The organism is Pseudomonas sputi (assembly GCF_021603585.1).
Taxonomy (GTDB): domain Bacteria; phylum Pseudomonadota; class Gammaproteobacteria; order Pseudomonadales; family Pseudomonadaceae; genus Aquipseudomonas; species Aquipseudomonas sputi.
This window is the reverse complement of sequence record NZ_BQHI01000021.1, coordinates 66,692-89,372: the sequence shown is the minus strand read 5'-3', so window position 1 is coordinate 89,372 and position 22,681 is coordinate 66,692. Positions and strand designations below refer to the sequence as shown.

Annotated in this window: 2 protein-coding genes (1 of these 2 only partly in view); both read right to left on the bottom strand. The window is 64.5% G+C overall.

The genetic code is table 11. From position 1 onward, the window contains the following. Positions 1–10,271: the 5' portion of a non-ribosomal peptide synthase/polyketide synthase gene (locus tag L6D81_RS22730; RefSeq protein ID WP_236182015.1), read on the bottom strand. Its footprint begins 4,789 nt before the window's first position; the window shows 10,271 of its 15,060 coding nt (coding positions 1–10,271); its start codon is at positions 10,269–10,271; the stop codon falls past the left edge of the window. After that, positions 10,271–22,681 carry a non-ribosomal peptide synthetase gene (locus L6D81_RS22725; protein WP_236182014.1) on the bottom strand — a complete coding sequence of 4,137 codons (12,411 nt, stop codon included), beginning with the start codon at positions 22,679–22,681 and terminating at the stop codon, positions 10,271–10,273. Before L6D81_RS22725 ends, L6D81_RS22730 begins: the two co-directional genes overlap by 1 nt.

Genomic DNA, 22,681 nt, shown 5'->3' with positions numbered 1-22,681 from the left:
GTCGACAGATTGGCAATCGGCTGACCGATCGGCACGCCGTCGCGACCTTCGTCGCGGCAGGTCCAGTGGGTCACGTCGATCGCGGCTTCGGTCGGGCCGTACAGGTTGAACAGACCGGCCTGCGGCAGTTTGGCGAACACCTGCACCTGCGCATCCACCGGCAGCGCTTCACCGCTGCAGACGATGCGCTTCAGACCGGCGCAGCTCGATACGCTGGCGTCCTGCAGGAAGGCCTGCAGCATCGACGGCACGAAGTGCAGCGTGGTAACGCGTTCGGCGTTGATCAGCGCGATCAGTTTCGCCGGATCGCGGTGATCGCCCGGTGCCGCGACCACCAGTCGGGCACCGGTCATCAGCGGCCAGAAGAACTCCCACACCGACACGTCGAAGCTGAACGGGGTTTTCTGCAACACGGTGTCGCTGGCGTCCAGACCATAGGCCTGCTGCATCCACATCAGGCGGTTGGTCAGGGCACGATGGGCATTGCCCGCGCCTTTCGGCATGCCGGTGGAACCGGAGGTGTAGATCACGTACGCGAGGTTGCTGGCGTCGTATTCGACCTGCGGATTGTGCGTCGGCCACTCGGCGAAGTCCGCACCGGACGGTTCCAGGCACAGGGTCTGTACGCCGTCGGGAACCGGCAGGCTGGCCAGCAGGTGCGGCTGGGTCAGCAACTGGTCGATGCCGCTGTCGGCGATCATGTAGCTCAGGCGATCGCGCGGGTATTCCGGGTCCAGCGGCACGTAGGCGCCGCCAGCCTTGAGGATTGCCAGCAGGCCGATGACCATTTCCAGGCTGCGCTCGACCGCAATCCCCACCAGTACATCCGGGCCGACCCCACGGGCGATCAAGCCATGGGCCAACTGGTTGGCGCGGGCATTGAGTTGCGCGTAGCTCAGGGTCTGGCCGGCGAACACCAGCGCCAGCGCGTCCGGGGTGCGCAGGGCCTGGGTTTCGATCAGCGTGTGTACGCCCTGCTCCAGCGGATAGTCGATGCCGGTGGCGTTCCACCGCTCGACCATCAAGCGACGGTCGACGCTGTCGAGCAAGTCCAGCGCGCCGAGCATGGCATCGCCCGACTGCAGCATTTGCTGCAACAGGTTTTGCAGTTGCGCGCTCAACTGCACGATCACCGAATCGGTGAACTGCCCGCGCTGGTAGCTGTAGTGCAGCGACAGTTCATCGCTGACGTTCACCGCCAGGGTCAGCGGGTAGTTGGTCTGCTCGTGGTTGTTGACCTCGCCGAAGCGCAATTCCTGCGGCGCACCCTCTTCCAGGGCCTGGGACACGGGATAGTTCTCGAACACCAGAATGTTGTCGAACAGCGCTTCACCGCTCTGCCCGGCCCAGCGCTGAATGTCGAACAGCGGCGTGTGTTCGTGTTCACGCAGGCCGATGTTTTGCGCCTGGACGCTCTGCAACCACTGGCCGACGCTGTGTTCCGAACGCGGGCTGGCGATCACCGGCAAGGTGTTGATGAACAGGCCGATCTGCTGCTCGACGCCTTTGAGCTCGGTCGGACGACCGGCCACGGTGGCGCCGAATGCCACGCTTTCCTGACCGGTCAGGCGCTGCAACAGCAGCAGCCATGCGGCCTGGATCAGGGTGTTGAGGGTGACCTTCTGCTGCCGGGCGAATTCGCCCAGGCGTCGAGTCTGTTCGGCGTCGATAAACACGTAACGCTCACCATGACCTTCACGCGGCTCGTCGCTGCGCTGGGCCTGAATCGCCTGGGCCAGACGGGTCGGTTCCTGCAGATTGGCCAGTTGCGCAGTCCAGTAATGCTCGCTGGCCTTGACGTCCTGGCGTTGCAGCCATTCGATGTAGTCACGATAACGCCCGGTCAGTGCCGGCAGAGTTTCCCCGGCATAGCGCTGGAGGACTTCGCCGAGCAACTGCGAGTTGCTCCAGCCGTCCATCAGGATGTGGTGGTTGGTGTAGATCAGGTGGCAACGCTGATCGTCCAGACGCACCACGACCATGCGCAGCAGCGGGCCGTGGCTCAGGTCGAAACCCTGTGCCTGCTCGCTGGCGGCCAACTGATCCAGGGCTGCCGGATCGGCGTGGCGTTCACGCCAGTCGAGCACGCTGAACGGCATTTCCAGCTGCTTGTGCACCACTTGCACCGGGCGCGCCACCTGGCCTTGCCAGACGAAACGGGTGCGCAGGATGTCGTGGTTGTCCACCGCCGCTTGCCAGGCTTGCTGGAAGCGCTGCGGGTCGAGGCCTTCGACGTCCAGGCGAACCTGGTTGATGTAGTCGCCGGACGCCTGCTCGTAAAGACTGTGGAACAGCATGCCCTGCTGCATTGCCGACAGCGGATAGATGTCGGCAATCTGCGCGGCCGGCAGCGACAGGCTGTCGAGCTGTGCCTGGGTCAGGCCCGCCAGCGGGAAGTCCGACGGGGTCAGGCCTTCCACGCCCGGCGTCAGGCAGTGTGCGATCAGCGCGCTAAGTTCATCGGCGTAGTCGCGGGCCAGCGCTTCAATGGTGGCGCTGTCGAAACGCTCTTGGCTGAAGGTCCAGCCGACGCTCAATTCGCCGCCATACACCTGACCGTTCAAGGTCAACCAGTTACCCAGCGGCGCGTCCGGGCTCTGTTCCAGACCGGCATTGTCCGGCGCCGGCGCGAACAGCGCGCCGTCATCGGCTTCGAAACTGCCGTCGAACTGGCCGAGGTAGTTGAAGGTGATGCGCGGGGTCGGCAACGCCCGCAGGCAGCTTTGCGCATCGGCATCACCGAGGTGACGCAGCGCTCCGAAACCGATGCCCTTGTTCGGGATCGAGCGCAGTTGTTCCTTGATCCGCTTGATCGATTCGCCCGCGTCTTCGGCCGGAGTCAGGCGCACCGGAAACAGGCTGGTGAACCAACCCACGGTGCGAGTCAGGTCAACGCCGTCGAACAGCTCTTCGCGACCGTGACCTTCCAGTTGAATCAGGGTAGACGGCTGCCCGCTCCAGCGCCCGATCACCCGGGCCAGCGCGGTCAGTAGCAGGTCGTTGACCTGGGTGCGATAGGCCGCCGGGGCTTCCTGCAGCAGTTGCCGGGTCAGGTCCGCATTGAGGCGGGTCTGCACGGTTTGCGCCAGACGGTTGTGCTGGCCGGCATCGAGACGTTTGCACGGCAGATCGGTGCTGACATCACTCAGGCAGGCCTGCCAGTACGCCAGCTCTTCCTGCAACGCCGGACCGTTGGCGTAGCGCTGCAAGTGTTCGCTCCAGTCCTTGAAGGCACTGGTCTTGGTCGGCAGGTTCGGGGCTTGACCGTCGATGGCTTGCTGATACGCGGTTTGCAGGTCTTCCAGCAGAATCCGCCACGACACGCCGTCCACCGCCAGGTGATGGATCACCAGCAACAGGCGTTGGCTGCCATCGGCCAGATCGACCAGCACCGCCCGCAGCAACGGGCCGTTTTGCAAGTCGAGGCTGCGCTGGGCGCGGTTGCCCAAGGCTTCAAGATCCGCGATATCGGCAATGGTTTCGTGCCAGAGCAGGTCTTGCGGCAAGGCGTCGACCGCCAGGTGCTCGGCCAGCCAGACGTTGCCCTGCTGGCTGAAACTCAGGCGCAAGGCATCGTGATGGATGACCAGCGCACGCAACGCTTGCTCGACCTTTTCGCCCGCCAGTGGCTGACGTGGCTTGAGCAGCACCGACTGGTTCCAGTGGTGACGCTCGGGGATTTCATCCTCAAAGAACTGCTGCTGAATCGGCAGCAACAACGCCGGGCCAGTAACCGGTTGCTGATCGATGCTCGATTCGCTGTCGCCGAGCTGCGCGACCCGCGCCAGCTGCTGCACGGTCTGGTGCTGGAACAAGTCTTTGGGGTTCAGACGGATACCGGCCTGACGGGCGCGGCTGACCACTTGAATCGAGATGATCGAATCGCCGCCCAACTCGAAGAAGTTGTCGTTCAGACCGACCTGCGGCAGCTTCAGCACGTCCTGCCAGATCTCGGCCAGCCGCTGTTCCAGTTCACTTTGCGGTGCCTGATAGGCCTGCTGCGCCTGACTCGCGTCCGGCGACGGCAAGGCACTGCGATTGAGTTTGCCGTTGGCGGTCAATGGCAATTGTTCGAGCAGCAACAGGTGCGCCGGGATCATGTGATCCGGCAGGTTTTCCTTGAGCGCGGCCCGCACGTTGTCGCGCCACTGGCCCTGTTCGGCAGCGCCGGCGGCAAGCAAGGCAGCCTCGCTCGGCACCAGGTACGCCACCAGTTGCTGACCACTGAGGCCCGGTTGCGCCAGCACTACGGCCTGGCGCACGGCGGCCTGTTCGAGCAACTGCGCTTCGATCTCGCCGAGTTCGATGCGAAAGCCGCGAATCTTCACCTGATGGTCGATCCGCCCGATGTATTCGATCACCCCGTCGGCGCGATAACGCGCCAGGTCACCGGTGCGGTACAGACGCCCGCCATCGGCCGCAAACGGATCGGGAATGAAGCGCAGCGTGGTCAGGTCCGGACGATTCAGATAACCCCGGGCCAGACCGGCGCGACCGACGTACAGCTCGCCGATGCAACCCTTGGCGACCGGGTTCAGGTCGCCGTCGAGCAAATACCACGACAGGTCCGGAATCGGCTCGCCGATCGGGCTGCTGGCATCGCGTTGCAGGTCGGCCAGGGAGATCGGGCGCCAGGTCACGTGGACCGTGGTTTCGGTGATGCCGTACATGTTGATCAGTTGCGGGGCCTGATCGCCGAAGCGCTCGAACCACGGGCGCAGGCTCTTGACCTCCAGCGCCTCGCCGCCGAACACCACGTAACGCAGGGCCGGTTGCGGCGCCGCGTGTTCCGGGGCGCAGGCCACTTGCATCAATTGCTTGAACGCCGACGGCGTCTGGTTGAGGACGGTGATCCCTTCACGGCACAGCAAGGCGTAGAAATCTTCCGGCGAACGGCTGGTCTCGTACGGCACCACCACCAGTTTGCCGCCGTACAGCAGCGCACCGAAGATCTCCCACACCGAGAAGTCGAACGCGTAGGAATGGAACAGGCTCCAGACATCCTGCGGGCCGAAATCGAACCAGGCATCGGTGGCCTTGAACAGCCGCAGCACGTTGTGATGGGCGAGCAAGGTGCCTTTTGGCTGACCGGTGGAACCGGAGGTGTAGATCACGTAAGCCAGGTTGTCCGGGCTCATGGACACCTGCGGGTTGCTGTCGCTGTAGCCTTCGAGGCCGTCGCGCTCCTGATCGAGCATCACGCTGCGCACCGAGTCCGGCACTGGCAGACGGCCGAGCAGATGACTCTGGGTCAACAGCAGAGCGATGCCGCTGTCACCGATCATGTAGGCCAGACGGTCTTCCGGATAGGTCGGGTCAAGCGGCACATAGGCGCCGCCGGCCTTGAGAATCGCCAGCAGGCCGACCAGCATTTCCAGGCTGCGCTCCACCGCCAGACCGACGCGCACGTCCGGCCCGACACCGCTGACCATCAGCTTGTGGGCCAGCTGGTTGGCGCGGCTGTTGAGCTCGCCATAGCTCAGGCTCTGTTCGCCATAGGTTACGGCCACCGCTTGCGGCGCACGCGCAGCCTGCGCTTCGATCACTTGATGCAGGCACGCCTCGCTCGGGAAATCGGCCACGGCCGGGTTCCATTGCAACAACGTGGCCTGACGTTCGGCCGCGTCCTGCAACGGCAGCTCGGCGATTCGCCGGGCGCAATCGGCGACGATGCCGCGTAGCAGATTCGTCCAGTGCTGCGCCAGGCGCTGCATGGTCACCGCGTCGAACAGGTCGGTGGCGTAGGTCAGTTCGGCCCAGACGTTGTCCGCCGATTCGAAGGTATCCAGGGTCAAGTCGAACTGCGCGGTGTGCGACACCCAGTTCAGGCCTTCGATCTCGATCTTCGGCAGTCGTGTCGCGCCTTTGGCCTGACGGGCCTGACTCTGGTGGTTATGCAGCACCTGGAACAGCGGGCTGTGGCTCAGGCTGCGCTCCGGTTGCAGCGCATCGACCAGTTGCTCGAACGGCAGGTCCTGATGGGCCTGGGCGCCGAGCACGGTGTTTTTCACTTGCTGCAGCAGGCTGCGGAAGCTCTGCTGACTGTCGAACTCGGCCTTCAACACCTGAGTGTTGACGAAGAAACCGATCAGGCCTTCAGTCTCGACTCTATTGCGGTTGGCTACCGGCACGCCAACCCGAATGTCGGCCTGGCCGCTGTAGCGGTGCAACAGGGTCTGGAACGACGCCAGCAGCAGCGCGAACAGGGTGACGTTTTCCCGTTGTGCAACCTGCTTGAGGCCGGCGGCCAGTTCGGCGCTCAGCGGGATGTCCTGACGCGCGCCCCGGTAGCTTTGCTCCGGCGGACGCGGACGGTCGGTCGGCAGCTCCAGCAACGGCTGATCGCCATCGCCCAGTTGCGCAGTCCAGTAACTCAATTGACGCTCGCGCTCACCGGCGTCCATCCACTGACGCTGCCACACGGCGTAGTCGGCGTATTGCACCGGCAATGTCGGCAACTGCGCGGCCTTGCCTCCACTGTGCGCGGCATACAACGCCACCAGCTCGTTGACCATGATCCCCATCGACCAGCCATCGGACACGATGTGGTGCAAGGTGATGATCAGCGCGTGGTCATCGGCGGCCAGACGCAGCAGTTTGACCCGCAGCAGTGGGCCTTTCTGCAAGTCAAACAGGTGCAGGGTTTCGGCAGCGACCAGGGCTTGCAGCTCGGATTCGTCGATTTCTCGGTCGATGCTTTCGACGGCGATGTCCAGCGCTGCCTGAGCCTGGATCACTTGCAGGGTCTGGCCCTGCTCCTCGACAAAGCAGGTGCGCAAGGATTCGTGGCGGGCGATCAGCGCGTCGAAGCTGCGCTGCAAGGCTGGCAGGTCCAGTTCGCCGCGCAGGCGCAGGGCGGCCGGCACGTGGTAGGCGGTGCTGGTCGGTTCCAGTTGCCAGAGGAACCACTGACGTTCCTGAGCGTAGGACAGCGTCAGCGGTTGCAGACGCGGCAGCGCCACGATCGGCGGCTCCTGCTGCACCTGCTCCACCCCGAGGGCGGCGACGAAATCCACCAGCGTGCTGTGTTCGAACAAGGTGCGCAGCGGCACCTGCACGTTGAGCGCCTGACGCACCCGGGAAACGACCTGGGTCACCAGCAGCGAATGGCCGCCGAGTTCGAAGAAGTTGTCGCCCAGCCCTACCTGCTCCAGTTTCAGCACCGCTTGCCAGATGTCGGCGACGGTGTGCTGGGTGGCGGTCTGCGGCGCGATGTAGGTCGATTGCCACTGGCTGGTGTCGGGCGCCGGCAAGGCCTTGCGGTCGACTTTGCCGTTGGGGGTCAGCGGCAGTTGCGCAAGGAACAACAGGTGCGCCGGCACCATGTATTCTGGCAATTCAGCCTTGAGGCTGGCCTTGAGCGCAGTGCGCAATGCGGCTTCGCCATCGGCATCCAGCACCTCGCCGGACGTCGGCACCACGTAGCCCACCAGTTGCGGGCCGGTCGGGCCGTCCTGGGCGACGACCACGGTTTCGCGCACGCTGTCGAGCGCCAGCAGGCGCGCTTCGATTTCGCCCAGCTCGATACGGAAACCACGGATTTTCACCTGATGGTCGATCCGCCCGATGTATTCGATCACGCCTTCGGCGCGGTAACGGGTCAGGTCACCGGTGCGATACAGGCGCTCGCCAGCGCTCGAGAACGGGTCCGGCACAAAGCGTTCGGCGGTCAGCGCAGGACGCTGGAAATACCCCCGCGCCAGGCCTTCGCCACCGATCAACAATTCGCCCGGCGCGCCGAGCGGATTGAGTTCCAGATCACTGCCAAGAATGTACAGCGCGGTGTTGTCGATCGGTTTACCGAGGAAGGGACGGCTGTTGTCCACGCTCAGCGGATGCAGCGCCGACCAGATCGTGGTTTCGGTGGGGCCGTAAAGGTTCCAGACCTTCGGCGAGCGCGCCAGCATGCGTTGCGCCAGTTCTCGGGGCAGCGCTTCACCGCCACACAGGAAAGTGCGGCCGTCTAGAATCGCGGCGTGCTCGTTGTCCAGCAGCATGCGCCAGCTCGAAGGCGTGGCTTGCAGCAGGGTCACGCCGTGGCGGTCGATCAGTTCGAGCACCGCTTGCGGGTCCTGGTGCACGTCCTTGCCGGTCAGCACCACGGCAGCGCCAGCCAGCAACGGGCCGTAGATTTCCAGGCCGAAAATATCGAACGAGAACGTGGTCAGCGACAGCATGCGATCAGCGGCGGCGATGCCCGGTTGCTCAACCATGCTCGCGACAAAGTTGCTCAGGGCGACGTGGCGGACCATCACGCCTTTAGGCTTGCCGGTCGAGCCGGAGGTGTAAATCGTGTAGGCCAGATGATCGCCGTTCACGGCCACGTCAGGCGCGGTGGTCGGGTACGCCGCCAGCCAGTCCTGCGGCTGATCCAGCAGCACTGTGGCAAGGCCGGCCGGGATCGGCAACCGCGTCTGCAAATGCGCTTGGGTCAGCAGCCATTCGATGCCGCTGTCCTCGATCATGTAGGCCAGACGGTCTTCCGGATACGCCGGGTCCAGCGGCACATACGCGCCGCCGGCCTTGAGGATCGCCAGCAGGCCGACGATCATTTCGACGCTGCGCTCGACCGCGATGCCGACCAGTCGATCCGGGCCTACACCCAGCTCGACCAGCTTGTGCGCGAGCTGGTTGGCGCGGGCATTCAGCTGGCCGTAAGTCAGCCGGTCTTCGCCGATGATCAACGCGATAGCGTCAGGCGTTTGCCCGGCCTGCAAGGCGATGCGTTGCTGCACGCACGGCGCCGACGCGGCGTGAGCGACCACGCTTTTCCAGTCCTGCAACAGCACTTGCTGTTCGCTGGTTTCCAGCAGCGGCAGTTCGCCGACACGCTGATTCGGCGCAGCGACGATGCCGTGCAGCAGGTTCAGCCAGTGGCGCGCCAGGCGCTCGATGGTTTCGGGCTTGAACAGGTCGGTGGCGTAAGTCAGTTCCGCCGCCACGCCTTCGCTGGATTCGTAGGTGCCGAGGGTCAGGTCGAACTGTGCGGTGCGGCCCTCCCAGACAATGTCCTCGACGCTCAGTTGCGGCAGTTGCACCTGGCTCTGACGCTGGGTCTGGTCGTTGACCGCCTGGTGGTTGTACATCACCTGGAACACCGGACTGTGGCTCAGGCTGCGTTCCGGTTGCAGGGCTTCGATCAGTTGCTCGAACGGCAGATCCTGATGGGCCTGGGCGGCCATCGCCGATTGCTTGACCTGAGCCAGCAGTTGATTGAACGGCAGTTGCCCGTGGACGTCCGCGCTCAGCACCTGAGTGTTGACGAAGAAGCCGATCAGGCCTTCGGTCTCCACCCGGTTGCGGTTGGCAGTCGGCACGCCGACGCGGATCTGCGACTGGCCGCTGTAGCGGTGCAGCAAGGCCTGGAACGACGCCAGCAGCACCATGAACAGGCTCGCGCCTTCGCGCTGGGCCAGTTGCCTGAGGGCATCGCCCAGCGCCGCCGGCAGGTTCAGATCCAGACGCGCACCACGGAAGCTCTGCACCGCCGGGCGCGGATGATCGATCGGCAATTCCAGCACCGGCTGTTCGCCGCCGAGGGTGTCGATCCAGTATTTCAGCTGCCGCTCACGCTCGCCGGCCTCCAGCCAGTGACGTTGCCAGATCGCGTAGTCGGCGTATTGCACGTCCAGCGGCGGCAGGCTCAGGGACTGGCCGCCGGTGTCGGCGGCGTAATGCTGGATCAGCTCGCCGACCAGCACTTGCATCGACCAGCCATCGGAAATGATGTGGTGCTGGATCAGCGCCAGCACGTGATCGTCTTCACCGACGTTGAGCAATGACACTCGCAGAAGCGGGCCCTGTTGCAGGTTGAACGGGCGCGCGGTTTCGTGTTCGACGAAAGCCTTGATCGCGGCGTCGGCGTCCAGACCGGGCACCAGCGTCTCGACCGTGATGCTCAGCGGCATCTGCGCGTGAACCTGCTGACAGAAGGTTTCACCCTGTTCGACGAACGTGGTGCGCAGGCTTTCGTGGCGGGCGACCACCGCGTTGAAACTGCGCTCCAGCGCCGCGACATCCAGCCGCCCCTTCAAACGCAGGGCGCTGGGAATGTGGTACGCGGTGCTGTGCGGGTCCATCTGCCACAAGAACAACTGGCGTTCCTGGGCGTAGGACAGCGGGATCGCCTCGAAGCTTGAGCGAGTTTCCGGAATCGGCAGGTTGGCCGGCGAGACGCCCTCTTCGAGCATCTTTTCCAGGTAGAGCTTACGTTTGTCCAGCGGCAGAGTGATAAAGCGCTTGGCAATCCTCAAAGCAACACTCGTGTCCATCAGAACTCCTCCATATCGTCAAGCAGGGCTTCCAGCTTGTTCAGTTTCTGTTCGTTGATTGCCCCGCCTCCTGTATCGAGTCGAGCGACAAAGTCGCCCAGGACGGGGTGCTGGAATAGCAGTTGCGGCGTCAGCGTCAGGCCCAGTTCCAGGGCGATGCGCGACACGACATTGACCGCCAGCAGCGAGTGCCCGCCGAGTTCGAAGAAGTGATCGTTCAGACCGATGCGTTCCACGGTGAGCACTTGCTGCCAGATTGCCGCGACCTGTTGCGCAAGCTCCGACTGCGGCGCGACATACGCGGCCTGCATCTGGCTGGCATCCACCGCCGGCAGCGCCTTGCGGTCGAGCTTGCCGTTGGGGGTCAGGGGCAACTGCTCAAGGAACAGCAGGTGCGCGGGAATCATGTAGTCAGGTAACGAAGACTTGAGGCCAGTCTTTAGTCCGTCGCGCCGTTGGCGCTGCGCTTCACCGTCGTACACATCCAGTTGCGGAGCGACCACGTAGGCCACCAGTTGCGCGCCACCCTCGGCCTCGACGGCCAGTACGGCCGCCTCACTGATGCCCGGTTGCGCCAGCAGTCGCGCCTCGATTTCGCCCAGTTCGATACGGAAACCACGGATTTTCACCTGATGGTCGATCCGCCCCATGTACTCCAACTCGCCGTCTTCGCGCTGACGGATCAGGTCGCCGGTGCGGTAGAGACGCTCGCCGTTGCGGGCGAACGGGTTGGGCACGAACTTTTCGGCGGTCATCGCCGCTTTGCCCAGGTAACCGCGGGTGACCCCGGCGCCCGACAGGTACAACTCGGCCGACACACCGTGCGGCACCGCCTGCAGATCGGTATCGAGCAAGTGGCTGCTGGAGTGCTCCAGCGCCCGGCCGATGCGCGCCTGACCACCGGCGGTGCGGCGGGTCCAGGTCGAGTAAGTGGTGTCTTCCGACGGGCCGTACAGGTCGTAGACATGCTCGATAGTCGGCTGCTGATAGAGCGCGTCCACCAGTCCCTGCTTGAGCGGTTCGCCCGCCAGGTTGATGATCCGCACACCCGGCGGAATCTGCCCGGCGCGCTGCAATGCGTTGATCGCCGACGGCACGGTGTTGATCAGGCGCACCTGATCCCGGGCCGGCAGTTGCGGCAGTTCCAGCGCATTACGGGCGATGATCAGCGAGCCGCCGTTGGCCAGGGTCACAAACAGCTCCCACACCGACAGGTCGAAACACACCGAGGTCGAGGCCAGCACACCTTGAATGTCTTCGCGGCGGTAGACCCTGGCCGACCAGTCGATCAGCGCCATGACGTTGCGATGGGCAATCGCCACGCCTTTCGGCTTGCCGGTGGAACCGGAGGTGTAGATCACGTAGGCGAGGTTGTCCGGGGTCACGGCGGTTTGCGGTGCCTGAACCGGATGGCCACCCAGTTCTACTTGATCCAGCAGCAACACTTGCGTGTCGGACGGCACGGTCAGTGCTGCCGCCAGCGCTTGCTCCGTCAGCAGCACTCGTGCGCGGCTGTCTTCGAGCATGTAGGCGACTCGGTCGGCCGGGTAATCCGGGTCCAGCGGCACGTAGGCGCCACCGGCCTTGAGCACCGCCAGCAGTGCAATCAGCAACTGCTCGGAACGCGGCAACGCCACGCCCACCCGCACTTCCGGGCCGACGCCCAGTTCGATCAATTTGTGCGCCAGGCGATTGGCCCGGGCGTCCAGTTCGGCGTAGGTCAGTTGCGTGTCGGCGAAGGTCACGGCCCGTGCATCCGGGGTCGCGGCGACCTGACGGGCGATGCCTTGATGGATGCACAGGTCGGTGACGAAATCAGTGTGAACCGGCGGCGTCTCGATCAGACGCAATTGGCTGAGCGAACGCTCACCCGCCTCGGTCATCTGCTCAAGCAAATGCTGCAGGTGCGCGCCCAGTTGCGCCACGCTGACATCGGCGAAGCTGTCGCGCTGGTAGCTGAAATGCACAGACAACTCGGCACCCAGATGCACCAGCAGGGTCAACGGATAGTTGGTCTGTTCGTGGTTCTCCACCGGACCGAATCGCAGGCCCTGCGGCGCGCCTTGCTCCAGCGCTTCGGCAATCGGGTAGTTCTCGAACACCATCAGGCTGTCGAACAGCGCGTCACCGCCCTGCCCGGCCCAGCGCTGAATCTGCGCCAGCGGCGTGTGTTCGAATTCGCGCAGCGCCAGGTTCTGCGCCTGCACGCCCTGCAGCCAACCGGCCAGGCTCTGCTGCGCTTGTGGCGCGGCGATCACCGGCAGGGTGTTGATGAACAGGCCGACCTGCTGCTCGGCCCCCGGCAGATCCGCCGGACGCCCGGCGACGGTGGCGCCGAACGCCACGCAATCCTTGCCGGTGTAGCGCTGCAACAGCAGCAGCCACGCGGCTTGCACCAGGGTGTTGACGGTGACTTTCGAGGCCCGGGCGAACTCGCCCAGACGCTGAGTCAGGCTGGCATCGAGCACCTGGAAATGATCGCCATAACCGACGCTCGGCAAACCGGCATTCGGCCGCGCGATGGCATCGGCCAGACGCGTCGGCTCCTGCAGGTTGTTCAGCGCCGCCAGCCAGAAGGCTTCCGCGGTCGCGGCGTCCTGGCGCTGCAGCCAGGCGATGTAATCGCGGTAGCGCCCGGTCGGACGCGGCACCGCTGCGCCGCTGTAATGCTGCAACACTTCGCCGAGCAACTGCGCGCTGCTCCAGCCGTCCATCAGGATGTGATGGTTGGTGTAGATCAGGTGATGACGGTGTTCAGCGATGCGCACCAGCACCAGACGCAGCAACGGTGCGCGGGTCAGGTCGAGGCCTTGGGCACGCTCTTGGTCGGCGAGTTTTTTCAGCGCGGCATCAAGATCGGTCTGACCGTTCCAGTCGAGGACGCGGAACGGCACGTCGAGCTGACGCTGCACCACTTGCAGCGGCTGCGCCAGATCGCCCTGCCAGACGAAACCGGTGCGCAGGATGTCATGGGCATCCACCACCGCTTGCCACGCGGCACGGAACCGCTGCGGGTCGACGCCATCGACGTCCAGACGCATCTGGTTGATGTAGTCGCCGCTGCCATGTTCGAGCAGGGTGTGGAACAGCATGCCCTGCTGCATCGGCGACAGCGGGTAGATATCGTCGATGGCTTGCGGTTGCAGGGCGAGCACATCCAGTTGCGCTTGAGTCAGCTGCGCCAGCGGGAAGTCCGACGGGGTCACGCCACGGTGGGCGCTGTCGCAGCAATGGGCGATCAGCGCGGTGAGTTCTTGCAGGTAATCGTCGGCCAGACGCTGGATGGTCGCCGGTTCGAACATCTCGCGGCTGAAGGTCCAGCTCAGGTCCAGCTCGCCGTTGAACACCTTGCCGTCGAGGGCCAGCGGGCTGCCCAACGGGCCTTGCATATTCACTTCTTCGCCGCCGGATTCGCTGGTCGGCACGAACAGCGCTTCATCGCCGGCAGCGAAACTGCCGTCGAACTGGCCCAGATAGTTGAAGGTCAGGCGCGGCGTCGGCAGCGCTTGCAGGGTGGCCCGGGCATGGTCATCGCCCAGGTGCGCGAGGGCACCGAAGCCGATGCCTTTGTTCGGGATCGCCCGCAGTTGTTCCTTGATTTGTTTCAGCGAGGCGCCGAGGTCAGCGAGCGGAGTCAGTTTTGCCGGGAACAGGCTGGTGAACCAGCCCACGGTGCGGGTCAGGTCGACGTGCTCGAACAGGTCTTCACGACCATGGCCTTCCAGTTGCACCAGCACATTGTCCTCGCCGGTCCAGCGCACCATCACCCGCGCCAGCGCGGTCAGCAGCAGATCGTTGACCTGGGTGCGATAGGCCGCCGGGGCCTCTTGCAGCAGTTGGCGGGTCAAGGTCTTGTCCAGCGGCGTGCGGATTGCCAGTGCCTGGCAATGCTGCTGGTCACCGTGCGGGTTGTCGTACGGCAATGCGTTCGACGCGCCTTGCAGTTGTTGCTGCCAGAAGCCCAGCTCGGCTTGCAGCGGCGCACTGCCGGCGTAGTCCTGCAACGCTTCAGTCCAGGCTTTCACCGCACTGGTCTTGGCCGGCAGTTGCACGGCGGCCCCCGACTGGATCTGCCGGTAAGCACTTTGCAGGTCTTCGAACAGAATCCGCCACGACACGCCATCCACCACCAGGTGATGAACCACCAGCAACAGACGCTGGCTGCCATCGGCCAGGTTCGCCAGCACTGCACGGATCAGCGAACCGCCGCTCAGTTGCAGGCTGCGTTGGGCCTGGTTGCCGAGCACTTCAAGGGCCGCCAGATCGGCGACCTCGACTTGCCACAACACCGTTTCACCGGCCTGGGTTTCGACGTCGCGGTACTGCGCCGTCCAGCCCTGCGTTTGCTCGGTAAAGTCCAGGCGCAGGCTGTCGTGATGCACGAGCAGCGCATCCAGGGCTTGCTCCAGAACGGAAGCATCCAGCGGCTGAGCGGTCTTGAGCATCACCGACTGGTTCCAGTGATGACGGTCGGGAATCGGCTGGGCAAAGAACCATTGATGAATCGGCAGCAACGTCGTTTCACCGGTCACCGGTCGCTGATCGATCGGCTGCACCGGCTCACCGCTCTGCACTACATTGGCCAGCGCCTGAATGGTCTGGTGCTGGAACAGGTCTTTCGGGGTAAAGCGCAGCCCGGCCTGACGGGCGCGGCTGACCACCTGGATCGAGATGATCGAATCGCCGCCCAGCTCGAAGAAATTGTCGGTCAGGCCGACGCGCTCCAGCTTCAGCACGTCCTGCCAGATCGTTGCCAGTTGCTGCTCCAGTGCGCTTTGCGGCGCCACGTAGGTTTGCTGCAATTGGCTGACGTCAGGTTTGGGCAGGTTCTTGCGATCGAGTTTGCCGTTCGGCGTCAGCGGCATGCGCTCAAGGGTCAGCACGTAAGCCGGGACCATGTGCGCTGGCAAGCTGGCCTTGAGTTGCGCCCGCAATTGCTCGGCGAAATCCGCCTGCTGCGAATCGCCGACCACGTACGCCACCAGCCGTTTGCTGCCGGCGCTTTCCTGGGCCACGACCACCGCTTCGCGCACGCCGTCGAGGGCTTGCAGGCTGGCTTCGATTTCACCCAGTTCGATGCGGAAACCACGGATCTTCACCTGGTTGTCGATGCGTTCCAGGTAGTCGAAAGTGCCGTCGGTGCGCTGGCGCACCAGGTCGCCGGTGCGGTACAGCACGCCACCGGTTGCGCTGAACGGGTCCGCGACAAAACGCTCGGCGGTCATCGCCGGACGATTCAGGTAACCACGGGCCACGCCGCTGCCACCCAGGTACAGCTCGCCGGCCATGCCTTGGGGCAACAGGTTCAGATCGGCGTCGAGGACGTAGGCGCTGCGGTCGCCGATACGGCTGCCGATCGGTGCATACGCGGCGCCGCACGGCACGTCGCGACCGGCCTTCCAGATCAGCGGCGTCACCACGGTTTCGGTCGGGCCGTAGCCGTTGATGATGTATTGCGGGTTCAGCGCGCGCTTGACCCGTTCGAAACTCGCATTCGGCACCGCGTCGCCGCCGAAGCAGTAGATGCGTACCTGCGGCGGATTGCCCACGCGTTCGGCGTGTTCGGCCAGTTGTTGCAGGTACACCGGCGGGAACGCGACCACGGTCACGCCGTGCTCGATCATCGCGTTGTAGGTCTGCTCCGGCGTCCACAGGCTGTCGTCGCGGATCAGCAGCGAGCCACCGTGGGTCAGGCTGGTCAGCCAGCGTTCATGGGCGCCGTCGAAGGCGAACGACATGAAGTGGAATTCGCAATCGCTGTCGCGCATTTCATAGCGCTCACCGATGGCCAGGCAGTGCATCGCCAGCGGCCCGTGGGTGACGCTGACGCCTTTCGGATTGCCGGTGGAACCGGAGGTGTAGATCACGTAGGCCAGATTGTCCGGATCGATCGCCACCACCGGTGCCTGCACCGAATGGCCGCGGAGGTCGAGGCGGTCCAGTTCCAGCACGCTCATGGCGTCGTCGATCGGCAGTTGCGCCGACACGCGGGAATCGGTCAGCAACAGCGCCAGACCGGAGTCCTGCATCAGATACGCCAGACGCTCACGCGGGTAGGTGGTGTCCAGCGGCACATAGGCGCCGCCGGCCTTGAGCACCGCCAGCAAGGCGACGATCAGGCCCTCGCCGCGCGGCATCGCCACGCCGACCCGCACTTCGGCGCGCACGCCACGGGCCACCAGTTCATGGGCCAGACGGTTGGCCCGGGCATCCAGTTCGCCGTAGCTGTAATGCTTGCCATCGAAAATGACTGCCGTGCGATCAGGCTGCTGTGCAGCCAATCGGGCGAAGCGCTGGTGCACGGCGATATCGGTCGGGTACGCCTGCGGATGGTTCTGCGCCTGTTGCCGCGCATGTTCGTCGGCCGTGGCCAGGGCGATTTCACCGAGACGACGCTCGGCGGATTCGGCGAACTGCTCCAGCAAGTGCAACAACTGCGCGCTCAGGCGCTCGACCGTGGCGACGCTGAAATGCGCCTGGTCGAAGCTCATGTGCAGCGCCAGGGTTTCACCCAGCGTCACGCCGAGGGTCAGCGGATAGTGGGTCTGATCCTGGTTGGCGACTTCGCCGAACACCACGCCCTGGGCGGTGCCATGCTGCAGCGCCTCGGAAATCGGGAAGTTCTCGAACACCAGCAGCGTGTCGAACAGCGACTCGCCGCCCTGCCCGGCCCAGCGCTGAATGCTCGCCAACGGCGTGTGTTCGAACTCGCGCAGCGACAGGTTCTGCGCCTGCACCGCCGCCAGCCACGCGGCCACGGTCTGGTCCGGCCGACTGCCGGCGATCACCGGCAAGGTGTTGATGAACAGACCGACCTGCTGCTCGATGCCCACCAGTTCCGCCGGACGCCCGGCCACGGTGGTGCCAAACGCCACGCAGGCGCTGCCGGTGTAACGCTGCAACAGCAACAGCCACGCGGCTTGCACCAACGTGTTGACGGTGACTTTCTGTTCACGGGCAAACGCGTTCAAACGACGAGTGCGCGAAGCATCGAGGTCGTAGTGCTTGAGCAGATGACCAACCTCGCTGCGCACTTCGCCACCGCCGGCCGCGGCTTGCGCCAGCACGGTCGGCTCGTGGAAGTCCGCCAGTTGTTGCAGCCAGAATGCTTCGCTGACCGCCGCGTCCTGACGCTGCAGCCACTGGATGTAATCCGAGTAACGGCTGACCGGACGCGGTGGTTGCTGGCCGGCATAACGCTGCAGGACTTCGCCGAGCATCTGCGCGCTGCTCCAGCCGTCCATCAGGATGTGGTGGTTGGTGAAGATCAAGTGATGACGCTGGTCGCTGATACGGATCAGGGTCACGCGCAGCAGCCCGGCCCGGGTCAGGTCGAACCCTTCGGCCAGATCGGCGACGGTGAAATCCTTGAGGGCCTGGGCGATGTCGCTGCGCTCACGCCAGTCGAGCAGCGTGTACGGCAGCGCCAGTTGGCGATGGATGATTTGCAGTTGTTCCTGCAATTGGCCCTGCCAGATGAAGCCGCTGCGCAGAATGTCGTGAGCGTCCATGGTCGCTTGCCACGCCGCACGGAAACGCTCGGGATCAAGGCCGTCGACATCGACGCACAACTGGTTGATGTAAGTGCCGGTGCCCTGCTCGTACAAGGTGTGAAACAGCATGCCCTGCTGCATCGGCGACAGCGGATAAATGTCTTCGATGCCGGCGGCCGGCACCGGGATCACGTCCAGTTGTGCCTGATCGATGTGCGCCAGCGGGAAGTCCGACGGCGTCACGCCCATCGAATCCGCGTCGCAGCAATGGCTGATCAACGCCTGCAGTTCACGTTCGTAGTCTTCAGCCAGACGGGCGATGGTCGCCTCGTTGAATTGCTCGCGGCTGAAGGTCCAGCGCAGGTCGAGTTCGCCGTCGTAGACCTGACCTTCGACGCCCAGCCAGTTGTCCAGCGGCGCGTCGAGGCTTTGCTCCAGCCCGGCGCTTTCATCAGCCGGGCTGAACAGCACACCGTCCTCGGCATCGAAGCTGCCGTCGAACTGGCCGAGGTAGTTGAAGGTGATGCGCGGCATCGCCAGCGCCTTGAGGCGGGCCTGGGTGGCTGCGTCACCGAGATGGCGCAACACGCCGAAACCGATGCCCTTGTTCGGGATCGCCCGCAGTTGTTCCTTGATCTGCTTGATCGCCGCCGCGACGCCATCCTTCGGGGTCAGACGCACCGGGAACAGGCTGGTGAACCAGCCGACGGTGCGGGTCAGATCGACGTCGTCGAACAGGTCTTCGCGGCCGTGGCCTTCCAGCTGGATCAGGGTATCGGCGTGGCCGGTCCAGCGGCTGATGACCCGCGCCAGCGCGGTCAGCAGCAGATCGTTGACCTGCGTGCGATAGGCCGCCGGGGCCTGTTGCAGCAATTGCTGGGTGAAGGTTTTGTCGAGGCGGCTGTACAGCACCAGCGCGTGACGGCTTTGCAGGCTGCCCTGCGGGTTGTCGCAGGGCAGATCCAGTGCCGCACCGTCGAGTTGTTGCTGCCAGAACCCCAGTTCGGCTTGCAACGCATCGGTCGCGGCCCAGGCTTGTAGATGTTCGCCCCAGGCCTTGTAGGCGCTGGTTTTCGCCGGCAGCTTGATGGCGGTTTTTTGCGCAGCCTGCTGATAAGCCAGTTGCAGGTCTTCCAGCAGAATCCGCCACGAAACACCGTCCACCACCAGGTGATGCATGGCCAGCAGCAGACGCTGACTGCCATCGGCGACGGTCGCCAGCACCGCGCGCAGCAGCGGGCCGTTTTGCAGGTTCAGGCTTTGCTGGGCCTTGGCGTACAGCGCTTGCAGTTCGGCTTCGGCGAGCTTGTCGGCGGTCCACAACAGCTCCGGATCGTGCGCAATTGGCGCGAGTTCGGCACGCCAGCCTTCGGTGCTTTCAACGAAGCGCGAACGCAGGCCGTCGTGATGCGCGATCAACGCGTTCAGCGCGTGCAGCAGCGCCTCGGCGTTCAAGGTTTGATGACTGCGCAGCAACACCGCCTGGTTCCAGTGGTGACGCTGGGGAATTGCGTCTTCGAAGAACACTTGCTGGATCGGCAGCAACGGCAGTTCGCCGCTGACCGGGCCCTGATCGATGCTCAGGCCACCGCTGCCCTGCTGCGCCACACTGGCCAGGCCTTGCACGGTCTGGTGCTGGAACAGGTCACGGGGGCTGAAATGAATCCCGGCCTGACGCGAGCGGCTGACCACCTGAATCGAGATGATCGAGTCGCCGCCCAGTTCGAAGAAGTTGTCGGTGAGGCCAACCTGCTCAAGCTTGAGCACGTCCTGCCAGATGCCGGCGATTTTCTGCTCCAGCTCGCTGCGCGGCGCGACGAACGCCTGCTGCATCTGGCTGGCGTCCGGCGTCGGCAAGGCCTTGCGGTCCAGTTTGCCGTTCGGGCTCAGGGGCAGTTCGGCGAGGAACAACAGCTGCGTCGGCACCATGTAGTCCGGCAGGCTGTCCTTGAGCTGCGCCTTGATCGCTTCCCGCGCCGCACTTTGTTCGTCGGCGGGCGCCGCGACCACGGATGTATCCTTCGGCACCACGTAGGCCACCAGTTGCAGGCTGCTGCCGCCCTGCACTGCCAGCACCACGGCTTCGCTGACGTCGCTCAATTCCAGCAGGCGCGCTTCGACTTCACCCAGCTCGATACGGAAACCACGGATCTTCACTTGATGGTCAACCCGGCCGACGTATTCGATCTGGCCAAGGGCGTTGTAGCGCGCCAGGTCGCCAGTGCGGTACAGACGTGCCCCACTGCTGGAAAACGGATCGGGAATAAAGCGCTCGGCCGTCAGATCGGCGCGCTGGAAGTAACCCCGCGCCAGCAATTCACCACCGATCAGCAGCTCGCCGACCACACCGACCGGGGTCGGCTGGCCATCGGCATCCAGCAGATAGGTGTGACGGCCCGGCAGCGGCTGACCGATCGGCAGGGTCAGCGGCAACGGCTGACGAGCGAAGACGTAGTCGCTGCAATCAAGGGTGGTGGCGGTGACCGTGGCTTCGGTCGGGCCGTAGGTGTTGAGCAGTTTGACGTGCTCGAGCCCGGCCTGACGCCAGGCCTGCACGCCTTCCGGCGGCATCGCTTCACCGCCGCTGTGCACCTGACGCAGCGCCGCGTAGTCACGCGGGCCGACAGCGGCGAATTCCTTGGCGATCATGTTCCAGTAAGCGGTGGTCAGGTCCATGACCGTGATGCCGTGTTCCACGATATTCCGGTACAGGGTTTCGCTGTCCCACACTTCGTTGCCGCGCAGCACCACCGAGGCGCCGCAGGTCAGCGGGCCGAACAGTTGCTCGCCAAAGGCATCGAAGTTGAAGGTCGCGAATTGCAGCGCACAATCGGCAGCGCTCAGGCCGTAGTAATGCTGCGAAGCGAATGCGTGCTTGCTCAGCGCACCGTGACTGATGCCGACGCCTTTCGGGCGACCGGTAGAGCCGGAGGTGAACATCACGTAGGCGAGGTTGTCGGCCCACACGGCGCGGTGCGGGTTGCTTTCGTCGGTGTGCGCCCAGACTTCGGCCTGATCCAGACACAGGCTCTGGACGTTCTGCGGCACCGGCAAACGCTCGAGCAAATGGCTTTGGGTCAGCAGCAAGCGGCTGCCGCTGTCTTCGATCATGCACAGCAGGCGATCACGCGGGTATTGCGGGTCCAGCGGCACGTAGGCGCCACCGGCCTTGAGCACGGCGAGGATGGCGACGATCAGCTCCAGTCCGCGATCCACCGCCACGCCCACCAGCACCTCGGGGCCGACACCTTGCGCCAGCAGCGTACGCGCCAGGCGATTGGCCCGGGCGTTGAGCTGGGTGTAAGTCAGTCGCTGACCGTCGAAAATCAGCGCGACGGCATCCGGTGTCAGCTCGGCCTGGGCTTGGAACAGTTGATGCACCGGGCGCTCGCTCGGCCACTGGGTGTCGTGGCGGCCCCAGTCCTGAGTCAGTTGTTCCAGCTCGGCCGTTTCCAACAACGCGATGTCACCGACGCGCTGCTGCGGATCGCTGGCGAGGCTGCGCAGCAAGTTCGTCCAGTGGCGCGCCATGCGCTCGATGGTTTCGGGTTCGAACAGATCCGTGGCGTAGGTGAACGCCGCGTGCAGTTGCCCGCCCTTTTCGTAGGTGTCCAGGCTCAGGTCGAACTGGGTGCTGCGGCTTTCCCATTCGATAACGCCCAGTTCCAGACCGCTGCCGACCTTGAGCGTGGTGACATCGGCAACTTCCGGCTGGTGGTTGTACATCACCTGGAACAGCGGGTTGTAACTGAGGCTGCGCTCCAGTTTCAGCGCCTCGACCAGACGTTCGAACGGCAAGTCCTGATGCGCCTGGGCACCGAGGGCGGTTTCCTTGAGGTCACGCAGTAGATCGGCAACGGAGGTCTGGCCGTCCAGTTCGACGCGCAGCACCTGGGTGTTGACGAAGAAGCCGATCAGCCCTTCGATTTCCCGACGGTTGCGGTTGGCGATCGGCACGCCGACGCGCAGGTCGGTCTGGCCGGTGTAACGGTGCAGCAGAATATTGAAGGTGCCGAGCAACAGCATGAACAGCGTCACCCCGTGCTGACGGGCGATGCCACGCAATTGCTCGACCAGCGCGGCGTCCACCACGCGTTCCAGACGCCGGCCCTGATTGCTCGGCAGCACCGGGCGCGGGTGGTCCACCGGCAACTCCAGCACCGGGTGTTCGTCGCCCATCTGCGCCAGCCAGTAGTCGAGTTGACGTTGTTGCTCACCCGCTTCCAGCCAGCGGCGTTGCCACAGGGCGTAGTCACTGTATTGCACCGCCAGCGGTGGCAGTTCGGCAGCCCGGCCCTGATCGTGGGCGTCGTAGAAGCGGCAGAACTCGTCGATCAGCACATTCATCGACCAGCCATCGGACACGATGTGATGCAGGGTCAGCAGCAGCACGTGCTCCTGCTCGGCCAGTTGCAACAGACGCACCCGCAGCAGCGGGCCGTTGGCCAAGTCGAACGGCAGCAGCGATTGCTCCTGCGCGGCGGCGGCCACCCGGGTTTCGCGTTCGGCGGCGGGCAAATTGCTGAGGTCGATGCGCTGAATGTCCAGCGGTTGTTGCAGCGGTACTTGCAGCAGGCTGTCGTCGGGTTGCTGCTGAAACACCGTGCGCAGGGTTTCGTGGCGTTCGATCAGGCTCGCGAACGCTTGCTCCAGCGCTGCCTGGTTCAGGCGACCGGTCAGGCGCACCGCCGCCGGCAGGTTGTAGGCGCCACTTTGCGGGTCCAGATGCCAGAGAAACCACATGCGTTGCTGGGCATAAGACAGCGCCTGCCGGTCCTCGGCCTCAACGCCTGCGGGAATCGGAAACCGGGAAAAATCCACCCCTTCTTTCGCCAGGGCAGCCAGGAACATCTGGCGTTTTTCCAGGGGCAACCCGATAAACCGGCGAGCGAGTTTCAAGGAGTCTTCTGCATTCAT

Coding starts and splice junctions, on each gene's coding strand:
- L6D81_RS22725 (WP_236182014.1), bottom strand. CDS start 22,681: ATGAATGCAGAAGACTCCTTGAAACTCGCTCGCCGGTTTATCGGGTTG.